The 22,630-nt window shown below is 51.7% G+C and carries 24 protein-coding genes and 1 riboswitch; of the genes, 7 read left to right on the top strand and 17 right to left on the bottom strand.

Features of this window, described 5'->3' with window-relative positions:
* Window positions 1-91: 91 nt before the first annotated feature.
* The 6 genes from CUZ56_RS01925 to CUZ56_RS01900 form a co-directional block, all read right to left on the bottom strand.
* Window positions 92-460 carry an ArsR/SmtB family transcription factor gene (locus CUZ56_RS01925; protein ID WP_239441961.1) on the bottom strand — a complete coding sequence of 123 codons (369 nt, stop codon included), beginning with the start codon at window positions 458-460 and terminating at the stop codon, window positions 92-94.
* Between the two features lie 43 nt (window positions 461-503).
* Entirely contained in the window at window positions 504-923 is a 420-nt protein-coding gene (locus CUZ56_RS01920) for a DUF6691 family protein (protein WP_126977694.1), read from the bottom strand.
* Complete coding sequence (locus CUZ56_RS01915; protein WP_126977692.1) at window positions 920-1,354, bottom strand: YeeE/YedE family protein; 435 nt, start codon at window positions 1,352-1,354, stop codon at window positions 920-922. The genes CUZ56_RS01920 and CUZ56_RS01915 overlap by 4 nt, the downstream gene beginning before the upstream one ends.
* 124 nt (window positions 1,355-1,478) lie before the next feature.
* Window positions 1,479-2,189: an alpha/beta fold hydrolase gene (locus CUZ56_RS01910; protein ID WP_126977690.1), complete on the bottom strand. Its 711-nt coding sequence runs from the start codon at window positions 2,187-2,189 to the stop codon at window positions 1,479-1,481.
* Window positions 2,190-2,374: 185 nt separating this feature from the next.
* A complete protein-coding gene (gene aqpZ / locus CUZ56_RS01905) occupies window positions 2,375-3,076 on the bottom strand; it encodes an aquaporin Z (protein ID WP_126977688.1) in 702 nt (233 codons plus the stop codon).
* Between the two features lie 262 nt (window positions 3,077-3,338).
* Complete coding sequence (locus tag CUZ56_RS01900; RefSeq protein ID WP_126977686.1) at window positions 3,339-3,971, bottom strand: trimeric intracellular cation channel family protein; 633 nt, start codon at window positions 3,969-3,971, stop codon at window positions 3,339-3,341.
* Between CUZ56_RS01900 and CUZ56_RS01895 the strand changes: the two genes are divergently transcribed.
* A complete protein-coding gene (locus CUZ56_RS01895; protein WP_126977684.1) occupies window positions 3,970-4,149 on the top strand; it encodes a hypothetical protein in 180 nt (59 codons plus the stop codon). The genes CUZ56_RS01900 and CUZ56_RS01895 overlap by 2 nt on opposite strands.
* Window positions 4,150-4,191: 42 nt before the next feature.
* Window positions 4,192-4,473 (top strand): acylphosphatase, encoded by a 282-nt coding sequence (locus CUZ56_RS01890; RefSeq protein WP_126977682.1) that lies wholly within the window; start codon window positions 4,192-4,194, stop codon window positions 4,471-4,473.
* A gap of 49 nt (window positions 4,474-4,522) precedes the next feature.
* Here the strand turns inward: CUZ56_RS01890 and CUZ56_RS01885 are convergent, their stop codons facing one another.
* The 7 genes from CUZ56_RS01885 to CUZ56_RS01855 form a co-directional block, all read right to left on the bottom strand.
* Window positions 4,523-5,212 (bottom strand): ABC transporter ATP-binding protein, encoded by a 690-nt coding sequence (locus CUZ56_RS01885; protein WP_126977680.1) that lies wholly within the window; start codon window positions 5,210-5,212, stop codon window positions 4,523-4,525.
* On the bottom strand, window positions 5,206-5,994 hold the full coding sequence (locus CUZ56_RS01880) for an ABC transporter ATP-binding protein (protein ID WP_162615226.1): 789 nt from the start codon (window positions 5,992-5,994) through the stop codon (window positions 5,206-5,208). The genes CUZ56_RS01885 and CUZ56_RS01880 overlap by 7 nt, the downstream gene beginning before the upstream one ends.
* On the bottom strand, window positions 5,991-7,208 hold the full coding sequence (locus CUZ56_RS01875) for a branched-chain amino acid ABC transporter permease (RefSeq protein WP_162615225.1): 1,218 nt from the start codon (window positions 7,206-7,208) through the stop codon (window positions 5,991-5,993). Before CUZ56_RS01875 ends, CUZ56_RS01880 begins: the two co-directional genes overlap by 4 nt.
* Window positions 7,205-8,155 (bottom strand): branched-chain amino acid ABC transporter permease, encoded by a 951-nt coding sequence (locus CUZ56_RS01870; protein ID WP_126977674.1) that lies wholly within the window; start codon window positions 8,153-8,155, stop codon window positions 7,205-7,207. The genes CUZ56_RS01875 and CUZ56_RS01870 overlap by 4 nt, the downstream gene beginning before the upstream one ends.
* On the bottom strand, window positions 8,152-10,545 hold the full coding sequence (locus CUZ56_RS01865) for a UvrD-helicase domain-containing protein (protein WP_404948025.1): 2,394 nt from the start codon (window positions 10,543-10,545) through the stop codon (window positions 8,152-8,154). The genes CUZ56_RS01870 and CUZ56_RS01865 overlap by 4 nt, the downstream gene beginning before the upstream one ends.
* A gap of 153 nt (window positions 10,546-10,698) precedes the next feature.
* The gene (locus tag CUZ56_RS01860) at window positions 10,699-10,986 is read right to left on the bottom strand and encodes a hypothetical protein (protein WP_126977670.1); all 288 of its coding nucleotides are present in this window, start codon (window positions 10,984-10,986) and stop codon (window positions 10,699-10,701) included.
* Window positions 10,987-11,072: 86 nt separating this feature from the next.
* A complete protein-coding gene (locus tag CUZ56_RS01855; RefSeq protein ID WP_126977668.1) occupies window positions 11,073-13,349 on the bottom strand; it encodes an arginine/lysine/ornithine decarboxylase in 2,277 nt (758 codons plus the stop codon).
* 279 nt (window positions 13,350-13,628) lie between these two features.
* Between CUZ56_RS01855 and CUZ56_RS01850 the strand changes: the two genes are divergently transcribed.
* Together CUZ56_RS01850 and CUZ56_RS01845 are read left to right on the top strand one after the other, a co-directional pair.
* On the top strand, window positions 13,629-14,057 hold the full coding sequence (locus CUZ56_RS01850; protein WP_126977666.1) for an NfeD family protein: 429 nt from the start codon (window positions 13,629-13,631) through the stop codon (window positions 14,055-14,057).
* A gap of 83 nt (window positions 14,058-14,140) precedes the next feature.
* The gene (locus CUZ56_RS01845) at window positions 14,141-15,076 is read left to right on the top strand and encodes an SPFH domain-containing protein (protein ID WP_126977664.1); all 936 of its coding nucleotides are present in this window, start codon (window positions 14,141-14,143) and stop codon (window positions 15,074-15,076) included.
* Window positions 15,077-15,227: 151 nt separating this feature from the next.
* Here CUZ56_RS01845 and CUZ56_RS01840 read toward each other — a convergent pair whose 3' ends face one another.
* From CUZ56_RS01840 to CUZ56_RS01825, 4 genes are all read right to left on the bottom strand, one after another.
* Entirely contained in the window at window positions 15,228-15,692 is a 465-nt protein-coding gene (locus CUZ56_RS01840; protein WP_126977662.1) for a hypothetical protein, read from the bottom strand.
* Between the two features lie 30 nt (window positions 15,693-15,722).
* Window positions 15,723-16,691, bottom strand: coding sequence for a glutathione synthase (gene gshB / locus CUZ56_RS01835; protein ID WP_126977660.1), 969 nt, complete (start codon window positions 16,689-16,691; stop codon window positions 15,723-15,725).
* A gap of 134 nt (window positions 16,692-16,825) precedes the next feature.
* Complete coding sequence (gene upp, locus CUZ56_RS01830; RefSeq protein WP_126977658.1) at window positions 16,826-17,455, bottom strand: uracil phosphoribosyltransferase; 630 nt, start codon at window positions 17,453-17,455, stop codon at window positions 16,826-16,828.
* Window positions 17,456-17,611: 156 nt separating this feature from the next.
* Window positions 17,612-19,165, bottom strand: coding sequence for a UbiD family decarboxylase (locus CUZ56_RS01825; RefSeq protein WP_126977656.1), 1,554 nt, complete (start codon window positions 19,163-19,165; stop codon window positions 17,612-17,614).
* Window positions 19,166-19,570: 405 nt separating this feature from the next.
* Between CUZ56_RS01825 and CUZ56_RS01820 the strand changes: the two genes are divergently transcribed.
* The 3 genes from CUZ56_RS01820 to nrdR all read left to right on the top strand — a co-directional run bounded on the left by CUZ56_RS01820 (window position 19,571) and on the right by nrdR (window position 22,468).
* A complete protein-coding gene (locus tag CUZ56_RS01820) occupies window positions 19,571-20,401 on the top strand; it encodes a transglycosylase SLT domain-containing protein (RefSeq protein WP_126977654.1) in 831 nt (276 codons plus the stop codon).
* A 110-nt stretch (window positions 20,402-20,511) separates the two neighbouring features.
* Window positions 20,512-20,637, top strand: a riboswitch (ZMP/ZTP riboswitch).
* A 120-nt stretch (window positions 20,638-20,757) separates the two neighbouring features.
* Window positions 20,758-22,005, top strand: coding sequence for a serine hydroxymethyltransferase (glyA, locus tag CUZ56_RS01815; RefSeq protein ID WP_126977652.1), 1,248 nt, complete (start codon window positions 20,758-20,760; stop codon window positions 22,003-22,005).
* A gap of 19 nt (window positions 22,006-22,024) precedes the next feature.
* A complete protein-coding gene (gene nrdR / locus CUZ56_RS01810; RefSeq protein WP_126977650.1) occupies window positions 22,025-22,468 on the top strand; it encodes a transcriptional regulator NrdR in 444 nt (147 codons plus the stop codon).
* The last annotated feature ends 162 nt before the right edge of the window (window positions 22,469-22,630 follow it).

The following is a 22,630-nucleotide window of genomic DNA, read 5'->3' as shown; positions in this document are numbered from 1 at the left end:
CTTCAAATCATCACAACAAAGCAGCATGGCGCTCTGTTGCCTGCTTCTTGTTGAAAGCCGTATCATAAAAATCATGGGTATTATGCACCAATCATTTTAAACGGGCGTCCATATCGGGGTGATCTGTGCAGAAAAGTTCAAACAGCTTTTCCATCAAACCATATACGCGTTTATCGCTGATGGCATAGTAAATGGATTGCCCTGCACGCCTGCCGGTGACCAGTTTGTCCCGCCGCAGCAAAGACAGGTGCTGGGATACCACGCTCTGCGATTGCCCCAAAGCCTGCGACAGCTCGCTGACAGAGCACTCTCCATGCAAAAGCCGGCATAACAGCATCAGCCGGTTTGGGCTTGCAATGGCTTTGAGCACAGCAATGGCTTCATCGGCATGTTGTTGCATGCCGGTCATGTCATGCAGATCAGTGGAAGGGGATATCTGCAAAGCAGGTGTATTTTTCATGAGATGCCTACAAGCGTCATTAAATTTATCATATTCATACCGGTTACTTTGAGCCGGATGGCATCAGCTTTGCCGCCAGCCACCAGCCGGTAATCATGGCTGCGACCAGCAACCATACGGCAGCCTGCCCGCTGCTCAGTGATGCCAGAGCAGGTCCGGGGCAATAACCCGCAATGCCCCACCCCATGCCAAACAAGGCTGCGCCGGTAATCAGGCGGATATCCAGCCGCTTACTCGTTGGCAATTGAAACTTCTGCTCAAACCAGGGATGTTGCTGGCGAAATACCAGCCGATAACCAATAGCCGTTGTCAGCAACGCTGCCCCCATGACAAACACCAGGCGCGGGTTCCATTGCCCAAACACATCCAGAAAGCCAAGCACGGTGGCTGGCTCTGTCATTCCTCCCAAGATCAGGCCCAGCCCGAACAGCAACCCGGCAAGTAAAGCAGCCCCCAACTTCATAGCAGGCCTCCTTGCAGCAGATGGCGAATGACAAAAACCGTGCTGATGCCAAAAACCATAAACACCCCGGTTGCCGCGAAAGAACGCGGAGACAGACGGGCGATGCCACACACACCATGCCCACTGGTACATCCGTTACCCAAACGGGTTCCAAAACCTATCAGTAACCCGGCCACAATCATCCATGGCCATGAGACCTGCGGCGCTCCGATGCCGTTGCTGCCGCGGATGATCAGCAACAAAAATGGCGCAGCGATGAGCCCGCCGATAAAAGCCAGACGCCAGCCCAGATCGCCTTGGCGCACGATACCGGGAAGCGCTCCGCCTGCAATGCCGCTGATACCGGCAATCCGCCCGATTGAGGCCATTAAAACCACTGCCGATAAACCAATCAGTACGCCGCCTATGCCAGAAAGTACCCAAGGATGCATGTCAATCCATTCAATAATTAATATATTCGATAATTATAATATATTAAAAATGGAAACCCACGCAGCCCCAGATGTCATTTTGCGTTTTTGAAGCAGTTCCGGATAAACAGGGAAAAATTAGTTGTTAAAACGCCTGTTGCAGCCACTGCTCCAAAGCTTTGTTGACTTTCTCGGGCTGTTCCAGCGTTGCAATATGTCCGCATTCAGGAATTGTGACAAGCTGGGCACCCTTAATCTGGTCAGCCATTTCTTTGGAATGCTCCAAAGGTATCAGTTTATCTTCCCGTCCGACCAGTACCAGTGTCGGGCATTGAATCCGGCTCAGCCCGGGGCGGGAGTCCGGCCTATCCATGATGGCTTGCTGCTGCCTGGCAAAGCCTTCTATGCCAACCACCTGGGCCATGCGTTTGCTGGTTTGAACCAGTTGCTCATTTTTCAGGTGCTCAGGCAGCAACATGGCCGGCAGCAAATCGCTGACAACTTTGTCAAACTCACCGTTGCGCGCCTTTTTCACCTTTTCCTGTCGCCCTGCTTTGCCTTCTGCGGTATCAGGACGTGCCGAGGTATCCATCAGTGCCAGGCGCAGCACACGCTCAGGTGCCTGCCGCATGACTTCAAGCGCCAGGTAGCCACCCATGGACAGCCCCATCAGTACAAACTTGGATGGTGCTGCGTCCAGTATTTGCTTGGCAATGGCCTGCACGCTGTCTGCCTGCGTATGGTTGGCCACCATCACTGGTCCATAACGCCAGAGAAAAGGGAGCTGGGGAGCATAGAGCTCCGACGTGCACAGCAGTCCGGGAATTAAAAGAAATGGCGTGGTTCCATGTACCATAAACAGACCTCCTGATAAGTTGACGTGTTTTGTTATTTCGGTTGCCAAAGCATGCCGCGCACATTCAGATTGCACAGCATGCCTGTGGCAACTACAACTTCAAGGGTCTATCTTGATAGATAAAAGCAGTTTGACAAGCGTACGCGGCAAATGCCCCTACCACGCATACGCTTGTTAATGCTTTTTTACTGCTTTTTGGTGCAGCTAAGGCAGCGGTAAATCAGGCCGCCCAATACGCCGCCGACAATGGGAGCAACCCAGAACAGCCACAACTGGCTTAATGCCCAGCCACCCACAAACAAGGCTGGCCCGGTACTGCGTGCCGGGTTGACCGATGTATTGGTGACAGGAATGCTGATCAGGTGGATCAGCGTCAGCGCCAGACCAATTGCCACAGGCGCCAGCGCAGCCGGGGCTTTTTCATGGGTAGCGCCCATGATGATAAACAGGAACATCATGGTCAGCACAACTTCAGCCACCAATGCAGAGCCCAGCGCATAATGCCCCGGAGAATGCTCACCATAACCATTGGCAGCAAATCCGCTGGCAACCACATCAAACCCAGGAGCGCCACTGGCAATCACATACAGCACCGCCGCGGCAATAATGGCACCAATAACCTGTGCCACGATATACGGCAGCACCTGGGAAAATGGAAAACGCCCGCCTGCTGCCAAGCCAATGGTTACGGCCGGGTTCAGGTGGCAGCCGGAAATGTGCCCAATGGCATATGCCATGGTCAGTACGGTCAGACCAAATGCCAAAGCCACACCAAGCAGCCCGATGCCGACGTGAGGGAATGCCGCAGCAATTACCGCACTGCCACAACCCCCAAAAGTAAGCCAGAATGTCCCAATGAGTTCTGCACTGTATTTTTTAAACTCCATACCAATCTTTCATCAAGTTGAAATCAATCGACGCAAGAATACACACATTCTCAGGACAGAGGAAATTTTCACTCACTCAGGAAATAAAAAAAGTTCACTTCCATGACTTTTTACTCATCAAATGACGTTTATATGCACCAAAATAAAAAACAAACTGTCCTGGATCGTTGCATTTGCGGCCTGAAAGCACAAAGCACAACAGGCTGTCACAGTGTAGCGTCAGAAACAAAGGCAGGGAAATCCCTCGTTGCCATTGATATTTTTAGTTTTTAGGCGGGTTCCTGTGATACGGAAATGACGGCAGCTTCCAATTCCGATGCAGTGACAGCATGCGAATGACAAAACATGCCCCCGCCGCTACGCACGAAGTCAATAGCAACGGCAGATTTGCCAGTTCGCCAAGCACCAGTAAAACCGCACCCAACAATGCGGCCGTCGCGTAAATGTCTTTATGTAAAATCACCGGAACCCGGTTCAGCAGCACATCACGGATAACACCGCCTCCGACTGCGGAAGTAATGCCCAAAAGAATGGCCAGCTCTGTATTGCTGGTAAACAATAATGTTTTATAGGCCCCGAAAATGGCAAAAAAACTCAGGCCGATCGCATCAAAAAACAGCACCGGATACGTCAGTTTCTGAATCCATCTGGAAGCTGCAACTGAAATGAGCACCGCCAGCACGGATATCACCAGATAAGGCCACTGTGACAAACTGACAGGGGGCAATGCACCAATACACAGGTCACGCACCACCCCACCCGTACAGGCGGTCACAAAAGCAATCACGATAATGCCGAAGATGTCCAGCCGCCGTTGCTGTGCGGCAACCGCACCGCTGATCGCAAAAGCAAATGTACCAATATAGTCAATGAAAATAATCAAAGGATGATTCATGATGCTTGAAAAAATAGGAGCCTGTGATGTTCTGCGCCCGTATGTTGAGATAATCGCTGAAATGGTAAAACTATATCAGAATGTCGTGTACCAGCTAAAGTCACAAACTGCCAGAATGGATGGCTTTAAACGACAAAACCAGGTCTTGTTGATTTACCTCACCAGGGTGTTTTTCTAACTGCGCTGCATGTGGATACATCCATCCATTAAAATGCGCGCTATGCAACACATCCCGGAAACATATCAGGTCAGAATCCATGGACAGGTGCAAGGCGTTGGTTTTCGCCAAGCTACTGTGCGAAAAGCGCACGCCCTCGGTATTCACGGCTGGGTCCGCAACCTGGATGATGGCACGGTTGAAGCCCTGGTACAAGGTGTACCTGACCAGGTAGACGAAATGCTGCAGTGGCTGCGTTTTGGCCCGCTGTTGGCCAAAGTAACTGCGCTGGATACCCAGCGTATTGATACTGACCGGCGGTATGAGTATTTTGCAAGACGCTAGCCTGAAGCCTGCCCCCCACTGCTGATGACCGGCACGGCTACTGTTCCCGCTATTGATTTTGCTTCTGGCTTTCCAGCAACTGCTGCACACCGCCACTGAACGTTATGCCCCCCTGCTCCAAAACCAGGCAACGGTCAGCAAGAGACGTGCTCATTGTCAGCTTCTGCTCCACCAGCAATATGGCAACACCCTGGGCTTTTAAACCCAGCAGATGTTCACTCATTTGTTCAACCATACGGGGTGCTAGCCCTTCGGCCGGTTCATCCAGCAATAAAACTTTGGGAACACGCATCAACGCGCGGGCAAAAGCCAGCAATTGCTGTTCTCCACCAGAAAGTGCGCCAGCCGAAATGGCGGCGCGCTCAGCCAACAGCGGGTAAAACGCATAAATACGATCCAACGCTGTTTTCTGATCGTTGTGGGCAGTCCCCGGGCCCATCCCTAAAAGCAGGTTTTGCCTGACACTCAGTTCATTGAACAGCAGCTTGTTTTCAGGCACCCACGCAAGCCCGGCCCGGGCACGCAAATAAGCAGGCCAGCGCGTGATGGCGTGTTGCGCCAATTGAATCTCCCCGGCAGCAATGCTCACATGTCCGGCAATGGCTGTCAGCAAGGTCGACCTGCCGGAACCATTGCGCCCAATCATGGCAACCACTTCACCCGCAGCCACGTTAAGGCTGATACCCTGCAATACCGTTCTGCTGCCATAAGCAACTGCCAGATTGCTGATATTTAGCATAAAGGCTCCCCGAGCAAAAGCGTTTCTGCATTTTTGCCGGACAAATACAGTTGCTGTACCTGCTGATTACTCTGGATTATCTGCGGTGCATCGCAGGCCAGTACTTGCCCTTGCGCCAGTACCACGACCCGGTGCGCCAGTTGAAAAACCACAGACATATCGTGTTCTATCATCAGGATGGTTCTATCTTTTGCCAAGGAGTCTATCCGCCCCAGAAAATCCTGTGTTTCCGCATGGCTCAGCCCGGCCGTTGGCTCATCGAGCAAGAGCACTTTGGCATCGGTTGCAAGCACAATTGCCAGTTCAAGCAACCTCTGGTTGGCATAGCTCAGATTCCCTGCCCGTTCCTGCGCATAGCGCTCAAGCCCAACATGCTGTAAAGCGGCCTGTGCCGCATCGTGAACATTTGCCATGCGATGCATTCCACACCAGAACGCATACCGTTGCCATGGGCGGGTTTTTTGGAAAAAAGCTGCACACTGAACATGCTCCAGTACCGTCATCTGCCCAAACAGACGGCTGGTCTGAAAACTCCGGACCAGCCCGGCCCGGCAACGTTTCTGGCATGACAGATGGTCAATCCGCTGACCGTTTAACCAGATTTCTCCTGCTTCTCTTTTGGCAAACCCGCTGATCACATCAAACAAGGAACTCTTTCCAGAGCCATTGGGGCCAATAATCGCCAGACGCTCTCCTGGCATGGCATCCAGACTGATGCCATTCAGTGCTTTGAAATGTCCATAGCTCAGGCTGATGTGGCGCAACGAGAGTATCGGGTTCATGATGCCCTCCCCGCTTTGCGATGGCTTTGCCGCTGCAGCACCAAGATGCTCCCCAGACAGATAATGCATATCGCCATACAGGCTATCAGCCAGCCGGAAAACAGCTCTGTCAGAGGAAAACCGTTTCCGCTTGCGGCCATGTATGCGCGCCAGAATCGGTAACCGCCTTCCACCATGCCAATGGCACCAATACAGCAGCCTGCTTTTGCTATCACCATTAAGACCATTTTGCTGCGCAGCTCTTTGTGGTTTAACCACTGTAGATACCCTGAGTTGATGGCACCAACAATGCCCTGCGGCCAATACAGCACCACATACACAAAAAGCAGCCCCAGGTAGAGTTCCCACACCGGCGTGATAGCAGGCAGCCAGACTATTCCCAGGCTGAAAGCGCCCCCGCCAATCAGGCTGCCGACGACAGAGCCAAGCCCGCCTAAATAGGTGAACATCAAATAACTGCCGGACTGTACAACACTGAGCATGGAAGCATGCGCGCCCTCGAGTTCAATCGCCAGCAGGCCACCGCCAATACCGGCAAAAAAGCCAGCGATCAGAAAAGCCATATACTGAAAACGTGCCGGATACATGCCCAGACTGGCGACCCGCATCGCATCTTCACGCGATGCCACCAGCCATTTGCCAGCCGGGGTACGGGTAAAACCATGCAGCAGAAAAAGAACGACTACGCTATACAGCAAAGCCAGTATCAGCACCAACCGCTCATCTGCAAAATTCAAACCTAAAAAATTACCTGCCGTACGGTCAAACGGTATGCCGCTTTCATCACCAAAGAGCGCAGGCCACATCTGCGCCAGCGTGTACGCCAGTTCGCACAACGCCAGCGTCACCATCGCCATGAAAATCGGATGCGTGCGCCGTGTGCACAGCCATCCTGCAATCACTGCCACCAGTAAACCGGCAACGCCACCCGCCACAGGCGCCAGCAGCAAAGGTACAAAAAAATGCTGTGCTTCAACCGCCTGTAAAAGATGTGCTGTACCATAGGCACCGGCCCCGACATACAAGGCATGGCCAAAGCTGATAATCCCCCCCATGCCCACCAGCACACGCAGGCTGGCACAGATGATGACCGCTGCACATGACTGCACCAGCAGGCTTAAAGCAAAGCCCGGCAGCCACCACCATATCAAAGCCAATAGAATGGCTGCCGCCATGATGCTGTACAGAACCCCGTGAGGCAGACGTTGCTTCATACCCTGCGCTCCTGCCTGGCGCCCAATAGCCCCTGCGGACGCAATAACAGCACCAGCACCATCAATATGAATGGCAACAATGGCGCGCACTGTGACAGCGTGACATTCCATAACGAACCTGTTGCAACCACATCCATATGCAGCAGATCGGCCAGGCGAATATTTATGCCGACAGCCAGCGTCTGAAATACGCCCAACAGCACTGAAGCCAGCAATGCACCAGTTAAAGAGCCCATGCCGCCAATGACAATCACCACAAACAGCAACATGCCCATGGACTGCGCCATGGCCGGCTCGGTGACATACGCGAACCCGCCAAGAACACCTGCCAGAGCAGCCAGAGCGCATCCGGCACCAAAAACCCATGCCCATAATGCCGGCACGTTGTAGCCTAATGACTCCAGCATGCGCGGGTTTTGTGTGGCGGCCTGCAACAGCAGGCCCGTTGATGTGCCGCGCAGCAGGATGATCAGAAACAGCAGCATGAACAATGCGATGCCCATGATCAAAGCCCGGTAACGGGGAAAACTCATCCCCCAGAGCTCAAACAAGTGGCCTTGCAGAAATGCGGGAATGCGATACTCCACAGGCGCCTTACCCCATATCCATTGCACGACGGCCAGTACTAGCAACGCAAGGCCGTAAGTCAGCAGCAATTCAGCCAGGTGGCCTCGTGCGTGTACACGGCGTAACAGATATTTTTCGCTCAGCACACCGACCATGCCCACAGCACACGGCACCAGTATCAGTGTCAGCCAGAAATTCATGCCTACGATGCAGGTAGCGGTATAGCCCAGATAAGCACCCAGCATGTAAAAACTGCCATGTGCCAAATTGAGCACCCGCATGATGCCAAATATCAGCGTCAGCCCAGCACTGAGCATGAACAGCAACAGGCCGTAACTCAAACCATTGAGCAGCGACAGGCCGAATAATTCCAGGCTCATTCTTCAATCGGCGTCAGCTTGGCAACCGATGCAGCCAGCCATTTGGTGCCGTAGCGGTTGAACTTCACCTGTACCTTGGTGTCGTTACCGCTGCCTTCAATGGTTAAGACCGTTCCTTCGCCAAATTTGTTATGAAATACCTGCTGCCCGATGTGTAACCCATGCGTATCTTTTTTGGAAGATGCAACGCTGGCGGGCTCAAGCCTGTTTTGCGCCAGAGAAGACGCATGCCCATTCCACTCGCCGTCCCAGCGGGAAGTATGTCCCTCTGAGGCGGAGCCGGATACTGTCCATTGTGTGCGGGGCATCAGCCATTTCAGCGTCTGCTGTGGTATTTCATCAAAGAAACGGCTGCGCAGGTTGTAGCGTACCTGCCCATGCAGCATACGCGTTTGCGTGAAGCTCAGATACAGGCGTTTGCGCGCCCGGGTAATGGCCACATACATCAGGCGGCGTTCTTCTTCCAGCCCGTTAATGTCAGACAGGGAATTCTCGTGCGGGAACAGCCCCTCTTCCAGCCCGGTGATGAAAACACAGTCAAATTCAAGCCCCTTGGCTGCATGAATGGTCATCAATTGCACGGCATCCTGCCCTGCCTGTGCCTGGTTATCACCAGCTTCCAGCGATGCATGTGTCAGAAAGGCGGCCAGTGGCGACATGGTTTCCTGTGCATCCAGCAAATCCTGGGCATTGAGTGGCTGCACTGCCCCGTCTGCTGCCTGGCCAGCAACCGGCTGTGCCGGCTCATTGGCATGAGGAACAGATGGCACAGATAGCGCGACAGCATCGCGCCCGAACCCTTCAATGGTTACAAAAGCTTCAGCGGCATTGATCAATTCTTTCAGATTTTCAATGCGGTCAGCACCTTCGCGCTCCTTGGCATAGTGTTCCAGCAGTCCTGAAGCGGTCAGTACTTTTTCAATGATTTCACGCAGCGTGCAGCCAATGATCTCTTCGCGCAACACATCAATCAGTGCGTTGAATGCACTCAGCTTGACACCGGCATTGCCCTGCACCAAAGACACAGCCTCGTGCAAACTGCTGCCAGAGCCGCCATTGGCATTTCTGGCAACATCCTGCAACTGTTCCAGCGAACGCGCACCAATACCCCGTGGAGGGAAATTCACCACACGTAAAAAGCTGGTGTTATCATCCGGATTTTCCAGCAGGCGCAGGTACGCCAGTGCATGTTTGACTTCGGCCCGTTCAAAAAAACGCAAGCCGCCATAAACGCGGTAAGGCACTCCGGCACTGAACAACTGGTTTTCAATCACCCGCGACTGCGCATTGGAGCGGTACAGAATCGCCATTTGAGAACGGTCTATGCCTTCGTGGTGTAACTGCTCCAGTTCCTCCACAATCCAGCGTGCCTCTTCCTGATCACTACTGCCTTCAAACACCCGGATCTGTTCGCCCAGCCCGGCATCGGTGCTCAGGTTTTTACCCAGCCGCGCCACGTTATGCGCAATCAGTCCATTGGCCGCATCCAGAATATTGCCCTGCGAGCGGTAATTGCGTTCAAGCTTGATGACTTCCTTGACATCGAACTCGCGCTGAAACGCAGACATATTGCCAATATAAGCGCCACGAAACGTGTAGATGCTCTGGTCATCATCGCCAACCGCAAAAATGCAGTTGGCCTGGCCTGGCATCTGGTTTGCAAACATTTTCAACCACGCATACTGAAGCTTATTCGTGTCCTGAAATTCGTCGACCAGGATATGCCTGAACCGCTGCTGATAATGCTGGCGTATTTCCGCATGGTCGCGCAGCAGTTCGTAGCTGCGCAGCATCAGTTCGCCAAAGTCCACCACGCCCTCACGCTCGCACTGTTGCTGATAGGCCTGGTAAAGTTCGGCCTTTTTCCGTGTATCCGGATCAAATGCATCAATGTCCGCAGGCCTTAAACCACCTTCTTTGGCATTTGAAATAAACCATGCCACCTCTTTGGCCGGAAAGCGGTCCTGGTCAATGTCCAGCCCTTTTAACAAGCGTTTAATCGCAGCGAGCTGATCCTGTGTGTCCAGAATCTGAAATGTCTGCGGCAGGCCGGCAATTTTCCAATGCATGCGTAAAAAACGGTTGCATAAGCCGTGAAACGTACCGACCCACATGCCGCGCGTGTTCACCGGCAGCATCGCCGTCAGCCGGGCCAGCATTTCTTTGGCGGCCTTGTTGGTAAAGGTGACGGCCAGAATACCGCCGGGAGAAACATGGCCTGTGGCAAGCAGCCAGGCAATACGGGTAGTCAGCACACGCGTTTTGCCAGAACCGGCACCGGCCAGTATCAGCGCATTTTCTGCTGGCAGTGTAACCGCTTTGAGCTGTTCGGGATTTAAGTGCTGCAGCAGCCTGTCCGTAACAGGTGAAGAGTAGCTTTCAGAAATCATCATGGAGTCAATTGTCACCGATGTCCATGAACCTTGTTGTGCTACCTTGATATTTAACGCTAAGGCGATATGCCGGGCGTGTTGCTCAAGGCAGGCTTGTTTAAACTGTTATATGTCTTATTGAAAAACCAATGATCTAAAGCGATGCCGTGATCAAACAGCATCATTGCCTTTTTCCGGAGTGGCGCTTTTTTGCCTGCTGCTTTCTGTAGGCAAGCTCAGCACATACTGAATGATCAGGTAATCGTGCGATTTCCAGATGAAATAGCGGCTTCTGACCTTGAACATCAGTTCCTGGTCCAGTTGCTCAAAGGTGATCAGATCGCCTGGAAGGAACACCGGCATATTTGGCGGTGTAGGAAAACTAATTCCTTTTTTGCCCTTATTGATAATGGCTTCCTGAGCTTTGTCGGTAAACAAAAAATTAAAATCAGTTTTCATGCAAACTCGCTTATCCCACAGATGGAATTTTCTTATTTTAAGCCTGTATTGTCATTATCTGAATAGCCAACAACACTATCCCCGCGTTAATTTTTAACGCAATCCACATAATATTGCTGTTGTCCGCTCGCATCTTCTTCAATCACCAGCCCATGGATATCCGTCTGGAAACCGGGAAAGCGCATGTTGAACTGGTAAGTGAATTTCAAATAATCGACAATTTTACGGTTAAACCGCTCGCCGGGAATCAGCAAAGGAATGCCCGGCGGATAAGGCGTAACCAAGCCGACAGTGACACGCCCTTCCAGCGCATCAATGGCAACCCGGTCAATTTCCCGGTGTGACATTTTAGCAAAAGCTTCTGCCGGGCACATGGCTGGCACCAGCGGCGAGAGGTACATTTCCGTCGTCACCCGTGCCACATCGCCCTTGGCATACGCTTCATGAATAGCCTGCGACAGGTCGCGCAACCCCATCTGCTCGTACTGCGGATGGCTGTGGCAGAACTCCGGCAATACGCGCCACATCGGCTGGTTGCGGTCGTAATCGTCCTTGAACTGCTGCAATGCAGCCAGCAGCGTATTCCAGCGCCCTTTGGTAATACCAATGGTAAACATGATGAAAAAGGAATACAGACCGGTTTTCTCGACAATGATGCCGTGCTCGGCCAGATACTTGGTCACAATGGAGGCAGGAATACCGGTTTTGGAAAACTTACCGGCCATGTCCAGCCCTGGCGTGACAATGGTGGCCTTGATCGGGTCCAGCATGTTAAAACCATCGGCCAGTGCGCCAAAGCCATGCCATTTAGACTCTTTGCCAGTGCCTTTAATGATCCAGTCATTCTCTTCGCCAATTCCCTCTTCCTGCGACAGCGTGTCCGGCCCCCACACTTTGAACCACCAGTCATCGCCAAGCTCTTTTTCCACTTTGCGCATGGCCCGGCGGAAATCCAGCGATTCTAAAATGCTTTCCTCTACCAGCGCAGTGCCGCCCGGGGGCTCCATCATGGCCGCAGCAACATCGCAACTGGCAATAATGGCATATTGCGGGCTGGTGGACATGTGCATCAGATAGGCTTCATTGAAAATGGAGCGGTCCAGTTCATGGTTTTGCGCATTTTGCACCAGAATATGCGACGCCTGGCTCAGGCCTGCCAGCAATTTATGCGTTGACTGGGTTGAGAACACCAGTGCTTTTTTCGGACGCTGGCGCTTTTTACCCATGGAATGATACGGCCCGTAGAACGGATGAAACGCCGCATGGGGCAGCCAGGCCTCGTCAAAATGCAGTGTGTCCAGGTAACCATCCAGCATTTTTTTGATGGTATCGGTGTTGTACAGCACCCCATCATAAGTACTTTGTGTCAGCGTCAGAATGCGTGGCTTCACCGTTTTCGGGTCAACGTCTTTCAGCAACGGGTTGGCGGCAATCTTTTTGCGGATATTCTCCGGCTCGAACTCGCTCTTGCGGATTGGGCCAATGATGCCGTAGTGGTTGCGTGTGGGCGTCAGAAACACCGGAATAGCACCGGTCATGATGATCGCGTGCAGAATGGATTTATGGCAGTTGCGGTCCACCACCACCACATCGCCTGGCGCAACAGAGTGATGCCAGACAATTTTATTGCTGGTTGAGGTGCCGTTAGTCACAAAATAGCAGTGGTCGGCATTAAAAATGCGTGCGGCATTGCGCTCTGATGCGGCCACCGGCCCGGTATGATCAAGCAACTGCCCCAGCTCTTCCACCGCATTGCACACGTCTGCACGCAGCATGTTTTCGCCAAAAAACTGGTGAAACATCTGCCCTACCGGACTTTTCAGAAACGCGACACCGCCGGAGTGCCCCGGGCAATGCCACGAGTACGAGCCATCATTGGCATATTCCACCAACTGGCGGAAAAAAGGCGGCGACAGGCCGTCCATATAACTTTTGGCTTCGCGAATGATGTGCCGTGCAACAAACTCCGGCGTATCTTCAAACATATGGATAAAGCCATGCAACTCACGCAGAATGTCATTGGGGACATGCCTGGACGTACGCGTTTCGCCATACAGGTAAATAGGTATATCTTCGTTCTTTTTGCGAATCTCGTTGATGAAGGTACGCAGATTGGTAATGGCATCCGCCTCATCTTCGCCGTTGTCCGCCGGCGCCACCTCTTCATCATCAATTGACAAAATAAATGCCGAAGCGCGGCTTTGCTGCTGTGCAAACTGGCTCAGATCGCCATAACTGGTTACCCCCAGCACTTCCATGCCCTCCTGCTCAATGGCTTGCGCCAATGCGCGAATCCCCAGGCCGGATGTATTTTCGGAGCGGTAATCTTCATCAATGATGACAATGGGAAAGCGGAATTTCATGATTCGGCAAAATTTCGAAAGTACATACAAAAAGAATGATGGTGCAAGAAAATCAACCATCACCCATGCGCGAGTTTGATAGTGTAGGACAATATCCTTGCGCGTGTACAAAAAATTGGATTTATTGGCTGGAAATGCATACACTAGGCAGTCGCGTTATTTTAACGGCTTCCTTAGACAAAATTGTTTACATGTATACATTAAACATGTATGATATGTGAACCGAAAACATCGACTGCTAGAAATTTGGCAACTTCTTGAATATATAAGGAATACACTATGAATCCTGCATACTGGTGGGGTATTGCTGCAGCGGTTTTAATCGGCCTGGAGTTGGTCACAGGAACCTTTTACCTGCTGATGCTCGCGCTGGGCACGATTGTAGGTGCAGTTGCTTATCTGATTGGCCTGAATTTTAACTGGCAGATTGTGTGCGCGGCGCTGACTGCTGCTGTTGCCACCGGGTTGTGGCATTTCAAGCGCTATAAAAATCCGCGTTCTAAAATTTATTTCGAAAATAAAAATGCGTTGATCGACATTGGAGAAACCGTGGAAGTGGTCCATTGGAACCCCGATCAGACCACCAAAGTACGTTACCGCGGTGCAGAATGGTCTGCCCTCTGGATTGGAGAAGGAGAGCCGCAGACAGGTCGCTGCACCATCAGCGCCATCAAAGGTTCTCAATTGCAGTTGGATACCAAAAAATAAACGTGCATGTAATATATAAGTAAGATAATTTCGTTTTCAGCCGGTTCTTCTACATAACAAACTATTTATCAGGGTCAAACACTATGGAAATGCTCTCGCTTTCTTTTTACTTTGTAATCGCGGTCTGTATCATTGCCGTCATTTTTGTCGCCATGACGTTCAAAATTGTGCCCCAGCAAAATGCCTGGGTGGTTGAACGTTTGGGTAAGTATGACCGCACCCTGACCCCCGGATTGAAATTCGTTGTCCCATTCATTGAACGGGTGGCATACCGTCATTCCCTGAAAGAAATTCCGCTGGACGTGCCCAGCCAGGTGTGTATTACCCGCGATAACACCCAGTTGCAGGTTGACGGCATCCTGTACTTTCAGGTTACCGACCCTTACAACGCCAGCTACGGCTCAAGCAATTATATTGTCGCTATTACCCAACTGGCACAAACCACCTTGCGTTCTGTCATTGGTAAGCTCGAACTCGACCGCACCTTTGAAGAGCGTGATGTCATCAACCACAGCGTGGTCAGCGCCATTGATGAAAGCGCCCTGACCTGGGGGGTGAAAGTGCTGCGTTATGAAATCAAGGATTTGACACCGCCTCAAGTCATTCTGCACGCGATGCAGGCCCAGATTACCGCTGAGCGTGAAAAACGCGCACTGATTGCAGCATCTGAAGGTCGCCAGCAGGAACAGGTCAATATTGCCAATGGTCAGCGTGCCGCTTTCATTGCCAAGTCTGAAGGTGAAAAGCAGGCTGCCATTAACCAGGCACAAGGTGAAGCCCAGGCCATTCTGGCGGTGGCAGAAGCCACTGCAACAGCCATTGAACGCATCGCTACAGCGATCCAGCACCCAGGCGGTGAACAGGCTGTTCAATTGAAAGTGGCTGAACGTGCGGTGGATGCTTACAGCAAACTGGCACAGGAAAATAATACCCTGATTGTGCCTAACAGCGTCAGCGAAATTTCCGGCCTGATCGGCTCCGCGATGGCCATCATTAACGCACAGAAGAAAGCAAGCTAAAGCAAAGCGTTAATACATTTGTATAAAAAAGCGGCATGATTTAATGCCGCTTTTTTTGTGTTCTGTTTTAAATCTTCAAGGAGGAGAATATTCAAGAAAGAACTGTGCCGCTTTGCTACCTTCACCTTACTACCTTATCTTTCGCTCCCTGCTATTCAGCGCCAACCAACCCCAGTTGTTTTTTGATCTGACCATAACTTTTATTGGCAAAAGTTTGATTCCAGTCTTGTTTTAATGAATCAAGCTCTGCAATCATTTTTTCAATGCTCTCAAACCGCTTTGCAAAAGCATTTTTGGCATGTATGGATAAATGACCGTCCAATATTTGCGCCAACTCTTGGTCACTGAATCGAGCGTACCGTTCCCTGAAATCTATCAACTGAGCCAGTGTTTCAATACCACGCCGCAAAAAGCCTATCTGACTTGCCGTTTCATGCGTTGCGGCAAGCATCAGGTTCTCCAGCGTATCAGCAGCCAGTTTCTTCTGTTCGGGGAATTTGTTTCCGTCATACTCACGGGAGACAGAATAGGCAAGCAGATCAAGGCCGTCAAGCGATTTCTCTATCTGGTAAAGCTGCTCCAAAAATGTGTTGAGAGATGATTGCCTGTTTCTCATTCAAACTGACCTGTAATCATGGCATCGCCTTTATGAGCTGACTGCTTTTTCCAATGCATCCACAAACATACCCGCCACATTAAAACCGGTTTGCTGCTCAATTTCCTGAAAACAGGTCGGGCTGGTCACATTGATTTCCGTGACATGGTCACCAATCATATCCAGACCAATCAGCAGTAAACCACGTGGCGCCAGCTTTTCCCCGATGGCTTTGGCAACAGCCCGGTTGGCGTCTGACAATGGTTGCGCCACTCCCCTGCCGCCTGCGGCCAGGTTGCCTCGCACTTCATTGCCCTGCGGAATGCGTGCCAGGACATAGGGAGCGGGCTCACCGTCGATAATCAATATCCGTTTGTCACCCTGCGCAATGGCTGGCTGGTACTGCTGCACCATGATGGTCTGCTGCCCAAAGCGGTTCAGTGCTTCAATCGCGCTGCCTAAATTCATACCATCTTCTCTGATGCGGAAAATACCAGCACCACCCATACCGTCCAGCGGTTTTAAGATGATATCGTTATAAGCCGCATGAAATCCTCTGATTTGCACTGGGTCACGCGAAATCAATGTCGGCGGTGCATACTGGGGAAATTCCATCAGTGCCATTTTTTCTGGATGGTCCCTCAGCGCTGACGGCTGGTTAAATACCCGGGTGCCCTCACGCTGCGCCTGTTCCAGCAGGTGCGTGGCATAGAAATACTCGCTGTCAAACGGCGGATCTTTGCGCATGACGATGGCATCAAACGCAGACAGCGTCATCGTTTGTGATGACAGTACGTTATACCAGTCATGCAGTTCCTGCTCTGCGGTTCCAACGCGTCCGGTCATCTCCAGTTTCAGGCATTGCGCTCTGACCTGCCCGCCCTGAATCCACGACATCTGCGAAGGAACGCAGGCATAAATGGCATGCCCCCTACCAGCCGCCTCACGCATCATTGCAAACGTGGAGTCTTTATAGGTTTTAAAGGTATCAATCGGGTCTGCGACAAATAAAATATCCATCTGCTCTCACATTGCTGTTAGGGTTGGCTGATGTAGAGATGCTGGCAGTCTATCCTGCCAGCGCCTCAGGCTCAGACCTGTTTGAGTCTGTTCATGTCTGTTTGCGTGCATTGAAAATCAGAATGACCACATCATCATTTGGTGCCAAAAATGCGGTCACCCGCATCGCCCAGTCCGGGCACAATGTAGCCATGATCATTCAGCCCCTGGTCAATCGCAGCCAGTGTAATGGGTACATCCGGATGCGCATCGGTCATATTTTTGACGCCTTCAGGCGCTCCTAATATACAGACCAGATGGATGCTGCTGACCCCCTCTTTTTTCAGGCGGGCAATGGCAGCCACGGCAGAGTTCCCCGTAGCCAGCATGGGGTCAACCACCAGCACTTCCCGCTCGGCAATGTCATCAGGCACTTTAAAGTAATATTCAACCGGCTCCAGCGTATCCGGGTCGCGGTACAGGCCGATATGCCCCACCCGGGCGCCGGGCAGCAGGTCGATCATGCCGTCGATCATGCCGTTACCGGCACGCAAAATCGAAACCAGGCAGAGTTTCTTCCCGGAAATCACTGCGGACTGGCAGGTTGCCACTGGTGTTTTTACCGAAATGTGCTCTACAGGCAGATGCCGGGTTGCCTCATAAGTCAGCATGGCAGCAATTTCTCTGACCAAACGACGGAAGTTATCGGTTGTAGTCTCTTCACTGCGCATCAGCGTCAGTTTATGTTGTACCAAAGGATGATTGACGACATTCACCTGTCCCATATTTCATTGTCCTCGCTGAGTAAAAATATGTCTGCTACCAGATACTGCCGTCATTTTATCCATACCGGATGCACATGTTGCGTTCTCTGTCTGATACCTTGCCGTTATATTGATGTAATCACACACCATTTGCATATATATAAAAGCTGCGCTTTTTCACAGCAACCCCAGAGATTGCAGCAGCCTGGTAGCCTTTTCCTCTGCTTCAGCCTGCATCGCAATCGGTTTGCCCCATTCGCGCTGCGTTTCACCCGGCCACTTGTTGGTTGCATCCATGCCCATCTTGCCGCCCAGTCCGCTCACAGGAGAGGCAAAGTCCAGATAATCAATCGGGGTGTGGTCAACCAATGTGGTATCCCTGACCGGATCCATGCGCGTGGTCATGGCCCAGACCACTTCTTTCCAGTCGCGAATATCCACATCCTCATCCACCACAATGATGAATTTGGTGTACATGAACTGTCGCAAAAAGCTCCACAACCCCATCATGATGCGTTTGGCATGCCCGGGGTAGCTTTTGCGAATGCTGACAATCGCCAGCCGGTAGCTGCATCCTTCCGGCGGCAGATAAAAGTCGGTAATTTCAGGAAACTGCTTTTGCAGAATGGGAACAAACACTTCGTTGAGCGCAACCCCCAGAACGGCAGGTTCATCAATGGGTTTGCCGGTATAGGTGGAATGGTAAATCGGGTCCTTGCGGTGTGTCAGACGGCTCACCTCAAACACCGGAAACCAGTCCTGCTCGTTGTAGTAGCCGGTATGGTCGCCGTAAGGTCCTTCCAGCGCATGCAGGTAGCCATTGATCTCTTTGAGCCTGACGCCGTTTTCCGTCTGCCCCTCGTAGCCTTTTTCCGCTATCGGAATATGGCCCTCAAGCACCATTTCAGAAGATGCCGGCACCTGAAGCCGGCTATTACCTTCTCCCACACTGCAATTGGCCAAAGTCGTCTGGCTGCCGCGCAAAAGCCCGGCAAACTGGTATTCGCTCAGCGCGTCTGGAACTGGCGTGACAGCGCCCAGAATACTCGCCGGATCGGCACCCAACGCCACCGCAATCGGGAATGGCTGCCCAGGATTGGCCAAAGCAAACTCGCGAAAATCCAGCGCCCCGCCCCGATGTGCCAACCAGCGCATGATGAGCCGGTTGTGCCCCAGTAACTGCTGCCGGTAAACGCCCAGGTTCTGGCGCGAGCGTGGCTTGGCAACATTCTGCGGGCCACGGGTCACCACCAGCCCCCACGTCACGAGCGGCGCCACATCGCCAGGCCAGCACCATTGAATGGGTAACCGGTTCAGATCGACATCAGGGCCATCAAAAACCACTTCCTGGCATACCGGGTGTTTATCAATCCCGGGTTTCATATGCCATACCGCTTTGGCCAGTTGCCACAGCTTGCCTGCGTCTTTGAGCCCGCGCGGCGGCTCCGGCTCTTTTAACGAAGCCAGTGTGCGCCCAATTTCCCTTAATTCAGAAAGATCATTGGCTCCCATGGCTGCAGCCACTCGCCCGCTGGTTCCAAACAGATTCCCGAGAACCGGGATGGCATGGCCTGTCGGTTGTTGAAAAACGACAGCCGGACCCTGTCGGCGTATCAGCTTTTCACACACAGCGGTCATTTCATAGACCGGCGAAACGTTTTCAGGGATAAAAACCAGCTCTTTTTGCGATGCTAACTGGTTAATGAAGTCACGTAAATCATGGTATTTCATATCTATTAGTTATAACAAACTGTTTTTATATTGTTGACCTTGCATAAATAAATTTTAAAATTCGAAAAGTATATTTCCAACAGTTCTTTGAAGCTGCGGATTGATGCGTTTTAGTTGCTTGGTTCCGCTAACAGGGGAACTAAATGGCAAGAAAGAAGCTCCCTTTTAACAAAGGAGTTTATAGGAGACTTCGAACTTTGGCTTGAATATATATGGACAAGCCTTGACTGTTCACTGAATTTACGCAGTCAATCATCTCTATAAATACATGTATGCAGTATGGCAAGACCGCCGCATGAAGTAAACAGGCTGTTTTGCCGGATACATCAAAGAAAGGGTTAATGACTGATGACATCCACTACAAAGAGATGTCCATCTCCCCACAAATCCGCCATGTCATTCAAAATGATCAAACATGGATTGATGGGTATTGGATTAAGCGCGATTGTATTTATGGCCATTCTGGCCAGCAGTGCATCCATGCGCAACAGTACGGGGCAAAAGCTACTGCAATGGGCCGGAATTGGTTCCAGCGAAAATACAAGCTTTGTCGCAGCCCCCTTCGATCTTGAAAGCTACAGTGAGGATGCGAATATCATTCCTGTCGGAGCTAGCAAACACCCGGTTCAGGCCAATTCACATATGGCCGTTCTGGACCCTCAGGAGCTTTCTGTACAGCAACTGAAAGTGGCTAACTGGATTGCTAACCGCTACCGCGTTGCTCCTGAACTGGTCGCCCGTCTGGTACATGAATCATGGAATATTGGCGAGCGCACCGGCATTGATCCCACACTGCTGCTAGCCATTATTGCCATAGAGTCACGTTTCAACCCCTATGCACAGAGTTCTGTAGGTGCATCGGGCCTGATGCAGGTCATGACCAGTGTTCACTCAGAAAAGTTTGAACGCACAGGCGGCAGCATGATGGCTTACGACCCTGTCACCAACCTGCGGGTTGGCGTGCTGGTATTGCAGGAACATATTCAACGCGCCGGGTCTTTGGAAGGTGGCCTCAAACAATACGTAGGTGCCGTAGGGCCTGATGACTATGGCTACGCTTCCAAGGTACTGGCAGAACGTGACCGTATCCGCCGCGTGATGTTTGGCAGCACAACGCCTGATCTTGACCGCATTCTGATGGCCGCCCAGAACATCAATACGGCAACGCCGGGTATCCAGCAAGCTTCCCTGCGCCAGGTTTCCGCGCAACCGAGCGATCTTTCTTCTCTTCGATAAAACCTTCAAGCCTGTTCACCTCTTTGCATTTGCACAGAGTGTGTTCAGGTTTTTCATTTTGAAGGAATTTGTCAAAAGTCTGCACGCACTCGCACATAAACGCGCTAGAATGCGGATTGCGCAACTGGCGATAGATTGATGTGCTCAGACAAAACGCATTAAACTGCAGCATATCGGTCGAGGTGGTGAACCATCGGGAAGCGCATTGTTTTATGCCGTTCGCCTGGGCAGCCTGTCTATCAAATCCCTGCTGTTTTCTGACTTTCCCCTGTCGATGAAAACACAAGAGATTGGTCTGTGCTCACGCCGAGCATGGGTGACAGGCTCTTCATGTTAATGAAAACGGAGAATCATTCATGTTTGACCGCTCAAAGACCATTGCCCAAGTCGATCCCGAAATCTGGAGTGCCATTGAAAAAGAAAATAAGCGCCAGGAAGACCATATTGAACTGATCGCCTCGGAAAACTATACCTCCCCTGCTGTCATGCAGGCTCAAGGCACACAGCTCACCAACAAATATGCCGAAGGCTATCCCGGCAAACGTTATTACGGTGGCTGTGAATACGTTGATATTGTGGAACAACTGGCAATCGACCGTGTCAAGGCGCTTTTCGGGGCCGATCACGCGAATGTCCAGCCCAACTCAGGCTCACAGGCCAATCAGGGCGTGTTTTTCGCCATGCTCAAGCCCGGCGACACCATCATGGGGATGAGTCTGGCTGAAGGCGGCCACCTGACCCATGGTATGGCGCTGAATATGAGCGGCAAATGGTTCAATGTTGTCAGCTACGGCCTGAATGCCCAGGAAGACATTGATTACGAAACCATGGAAAAACTGGCGCATCAGCATAAACCCAAGCTGATCATTGCCGGCGCTTCTGCATTCGCGCTGCGGATTGATTTTGAACGCTTTGCCAAAGTGGCTAAAGCCGTAGGTGCTTATTTCATGGTGGACATGGCACACTATGCCGGCCTGATTGCCGCTGGCGTATACCCTAACCCGGTACCGCATGCCGACTTTGTCACCACCACCACCCATAAAAGCCTGCGCGGCCCCCGTGGCGGTGTGATTCTGTGCAAAGAAGAACACGCCAAGGCCATTAACAGTGCCATATTCCCCGGTCTCCAGGGCGGCCCGCTGATGCATGTAATTGCCGGTAAAGCCGTCGCCTTCAAAGAAGCCGCACAACCGGAATTCAAGGCTTACCAGCAACAGGTTGTTCAAAACGCTGCCCTGATGGCTGAAACTCTGGTCAAACGGGGCCTGCGCATTGTTTCGGGCCGTACAGAAAGCCATGTGATGCTGGTGGACCTGAGGGCCAAAAAGATTACCGGCAAGGATGCCGAGCGCATTTTGGAACAGGCCCATATCACCTGCAACAAAAATGCAATCCCCAACGACCCGGAAAAACCCTTTGTCACCAGCGGTATCCGTTTAGGCAGCCCGGCAATGACCACACGGGGATTTGGTTCAGCAGAGGCGGTACAGGTTGCCAATCTGGTGGCCGATGTGCTGGACAATCCGCATGACGAAGCCAATATTGCCAAAGTCCGGGAACAGGTGGTTGAATTGACCAAACGTTTCCCGGTTTACCGAAACTGATTTTTCATCTGGACACCCTATGCGCTGCCCGTTCTGCCATAACCCGGATACACAAGTTGTCGAAACACGTGTTTCAGATGATGGCGCAGCGGTGCGGCGCAGACGGCGCTGTACCAAATGTGATCAGCGCTTTACCACTTATGAGCATGCAGAAGTCAGCATGCCGATGGTGGTCAAAAAAAATGGCAACCGGGTCGAGTTCAACCCTGAAAAACTGCATTCCTCCTTCACTTTGGCCTTAAGAAAACGCCCTGTCAGCGCAGAACAGGTGGATCAGGCCATCCGCCACGTTGAACAGCAGCTACTGACCAGTGGCCTGAAAGAAGTGCCCAGCGGAACGATTGGCGAATATGTGATGAATGAGCTCGCCAAGCTCGACAAAGTGGCCTATGTGCGTTTTGCGTCGGTGTACCACAGCTTTGAGAATGTGGATGAGTTCAAAAAAATCATCCGCAAAATATAAAGATCACCCGCTCTCCACATGCTGCGCGCACTGGCAGAAATGCAACAAAACCACACTCCTGATGGATATGAATCGCTGCCTGCCAGGCTGAAGCGCTGCACATTTTATTAAAATAGTATAATATACTCATATTAAACAATCAGTTAAGAGATATTATTAAAG

The sequence above is a fragment of the Saezia sanguinis genome (assembly GCF_003991585.1).
Classification (GTDB): Bacteria; Pseudomonadota; Gammaproteobacteria; order Burkholderiales; family Burkholderiaceae_C; genus Saezia; species Saezia sanguinis.
The sequence above is the reverse complement of the archived record's forward strand: the minus strand, read 5'-3'. Positions and strand labels throughout refer to the sequence as shown.

What these genes read in the sequence shown, in the direction of transcription:
- CUZ56_RS01925 (WP_239441961.1), bottom strand. Translation starts at nt 460, where the DNA reads ATGAAAAATACACCTGCTTTGCAGATATCCCCTTCCACTGATCTGCAT.
- CUZ56_RS01920 (WP_126977694.1), bottom strand. Translation starts at nt 923, where the DNA reads ATGAAGTTGGGGGCTGCTTTACTTGCCGGGTTGCTGTTCGGGCTGGGC.
- CUZ56_RS01915 (WP_126977692.1), bottom strand. Translation starts at nt 1,354, where the DNA reads ATGCATCCTTGGGTACTTTCTGGCATAGGCGGCGTACTGATTGGTTTA.
- CUZ56_RS01910 (WP_126977690.1), bottom strand. Translation starts at nt 2,189, where the DNA reads ATGGTACATGGAACCACGCCATTTCTTTTAATTCCCGGACTGCTGTGC.
- aqpZ (WP_126977688.1), bottom strand. Translation starts at nt 3,076, where the DNA reads ATGGAGTTTAAAAAATACAGTGCAGAACTCATTGGGACATTCTGGCTT.
- CUZ56_RS01895 (WP_126977684.1), top strand. Translation starts at nt 3,970, where the DNA reads ATGATGCTTGAAAAAATAGGAGCCTGTGATGTTCTGCGCCCGTATGTT.
- CUZ56_RS01900 (WP_126977686.1), bottom strand. Translation starts at nt 3,971, where the DNA reads ATGAATCATCCTTTGATTATTTTCATTGACTATATTGGTACATTTGCT.
- CUZ56_RS01890 (WP_126977682.1), top strand. Translation starts at nt 4,192, where the DNA reads ATGCAACACATCCCGGAAACATATCAGGTCAGAATCCATGGACAGGTG.
- CUZ56_RS01885 (WP_126977680.1), bottom strand. Translation starts at nt 5,212, where the DNA reads ATGCTAAATATCAGCAATCTGGCAGTTGCTTATGGCAGCAGAACGGTA.
- CUZ56_RS01880 (WP_162615226.1), bottom strand. Translation starts at nt 5,994, where the DNA reads ATGAACCCGATACTCTCGTTGCGCCACATCAGCCTGAGCTATGGACAT.
- CUZ56_RS01875 (WP_162615225.1), bottom strand. Translation starts at nt 7,208, where the DNA reads ATGAAGCAACGTCTGCCTCACGGGGTTCTGTACAGCATCATGGCGGCA.
- CUZ56_RS01870 (WP_126977674.1), bottom strand. Translation starts at nt 8,155, where the DNA reads ATGAGCCTGGAATTATTCGGCCTGTCGCTGCTCAATGGTTTGAGTTAC.
- CUZ56_RS01865 (WP_404948025.1), bottom strand. Translation starts at nt 10,545, where the DNA reads ATGATTTCTGAAAGCTACTCTTCACCTGTTACGGACAGGCTGCTGCAG.
- CUZ56_RS01860 (WP_126977670.1), bottom strand. Translation starts at nt 10,986, where the DNA reads ATGAAAACTGATTTTAATTTTTTGTTTACCGACAAAGCTCAGGAAGCC.
- CUZ56_RS01855 (WP_126977668.1), bottom strand. Translation starts at nt 13,349, where the DNA reads ATGAAATTCCGCTTTCCCATTGTCATCATTGATGAAGATTACCGCTCC.
- CUZ56_RS01850 (WP_126977666.1), top strand. Translation starts at nt 13,629, where the DNA reads ATGAATCCTGCATACTGGTGGGGTATTGCTGCAGCGGTTTTAATCGGC.
- CUZ56_RS01845 (WP_126977664.1), top strand. Translation starts at nt 14,141, where the DNA reads ATGGAAATGCTCTCGCTTTCTTTTTACTTTGTAATCGCGGTCTGTATC.
- CUZ56_RS01840 (WP_126977662.1), bottom strand. Translation starts at nt 15,692, where the DNA reads ATGAGAAACAGGCAATCATCTCTCAACACATTTTTGGAGCAGCTTTAC.
- gshB (WP_126977660.1), bottom strand. Translation starts at nt 16,691, where the DNA reads ATGGATATTTTATTTGTCGCAGACCCGATTGATACCTTTAAAACCTAT.
- upp (WP_126977658.1), bottom strand. Translation starts at nt 17,455, where the DNA reads ATGGGACAGGTGAATGTCGTCAATCATCCTTTGGTACAACATAAACTG.
- CUZ56_RS01825 (WP_126977656.1), bottom strand. Translation starts at nt 19,165, where the DNA reads ATGAAATACCATGATTTACGTGACTTCATTAACCAGTTAGCATCGCAA.
- CUZ56_RS01820 (WP_126977654.1), top strand. Translation starts at nt 19,571, where the DNA reads ATGATCAAACATGGATTGATGGGTATTGGATTAAGCGCGATTGTATTT.
- glyA (WP_126977652.1), top strand. Translation starts at nt 20,758, where the DNA reads ATGTTTGACCGCTCAAAGACCATTGCCCAAGTCGATCCCGAAATCTGG.
- nrdR (WP_126977650.1), top strand. Translation starts at nt 22,025, where the DNA reads ATGCGCTGCCCGTTCTGCCATAACCCGGATACACAAGTTGTCGAAACA.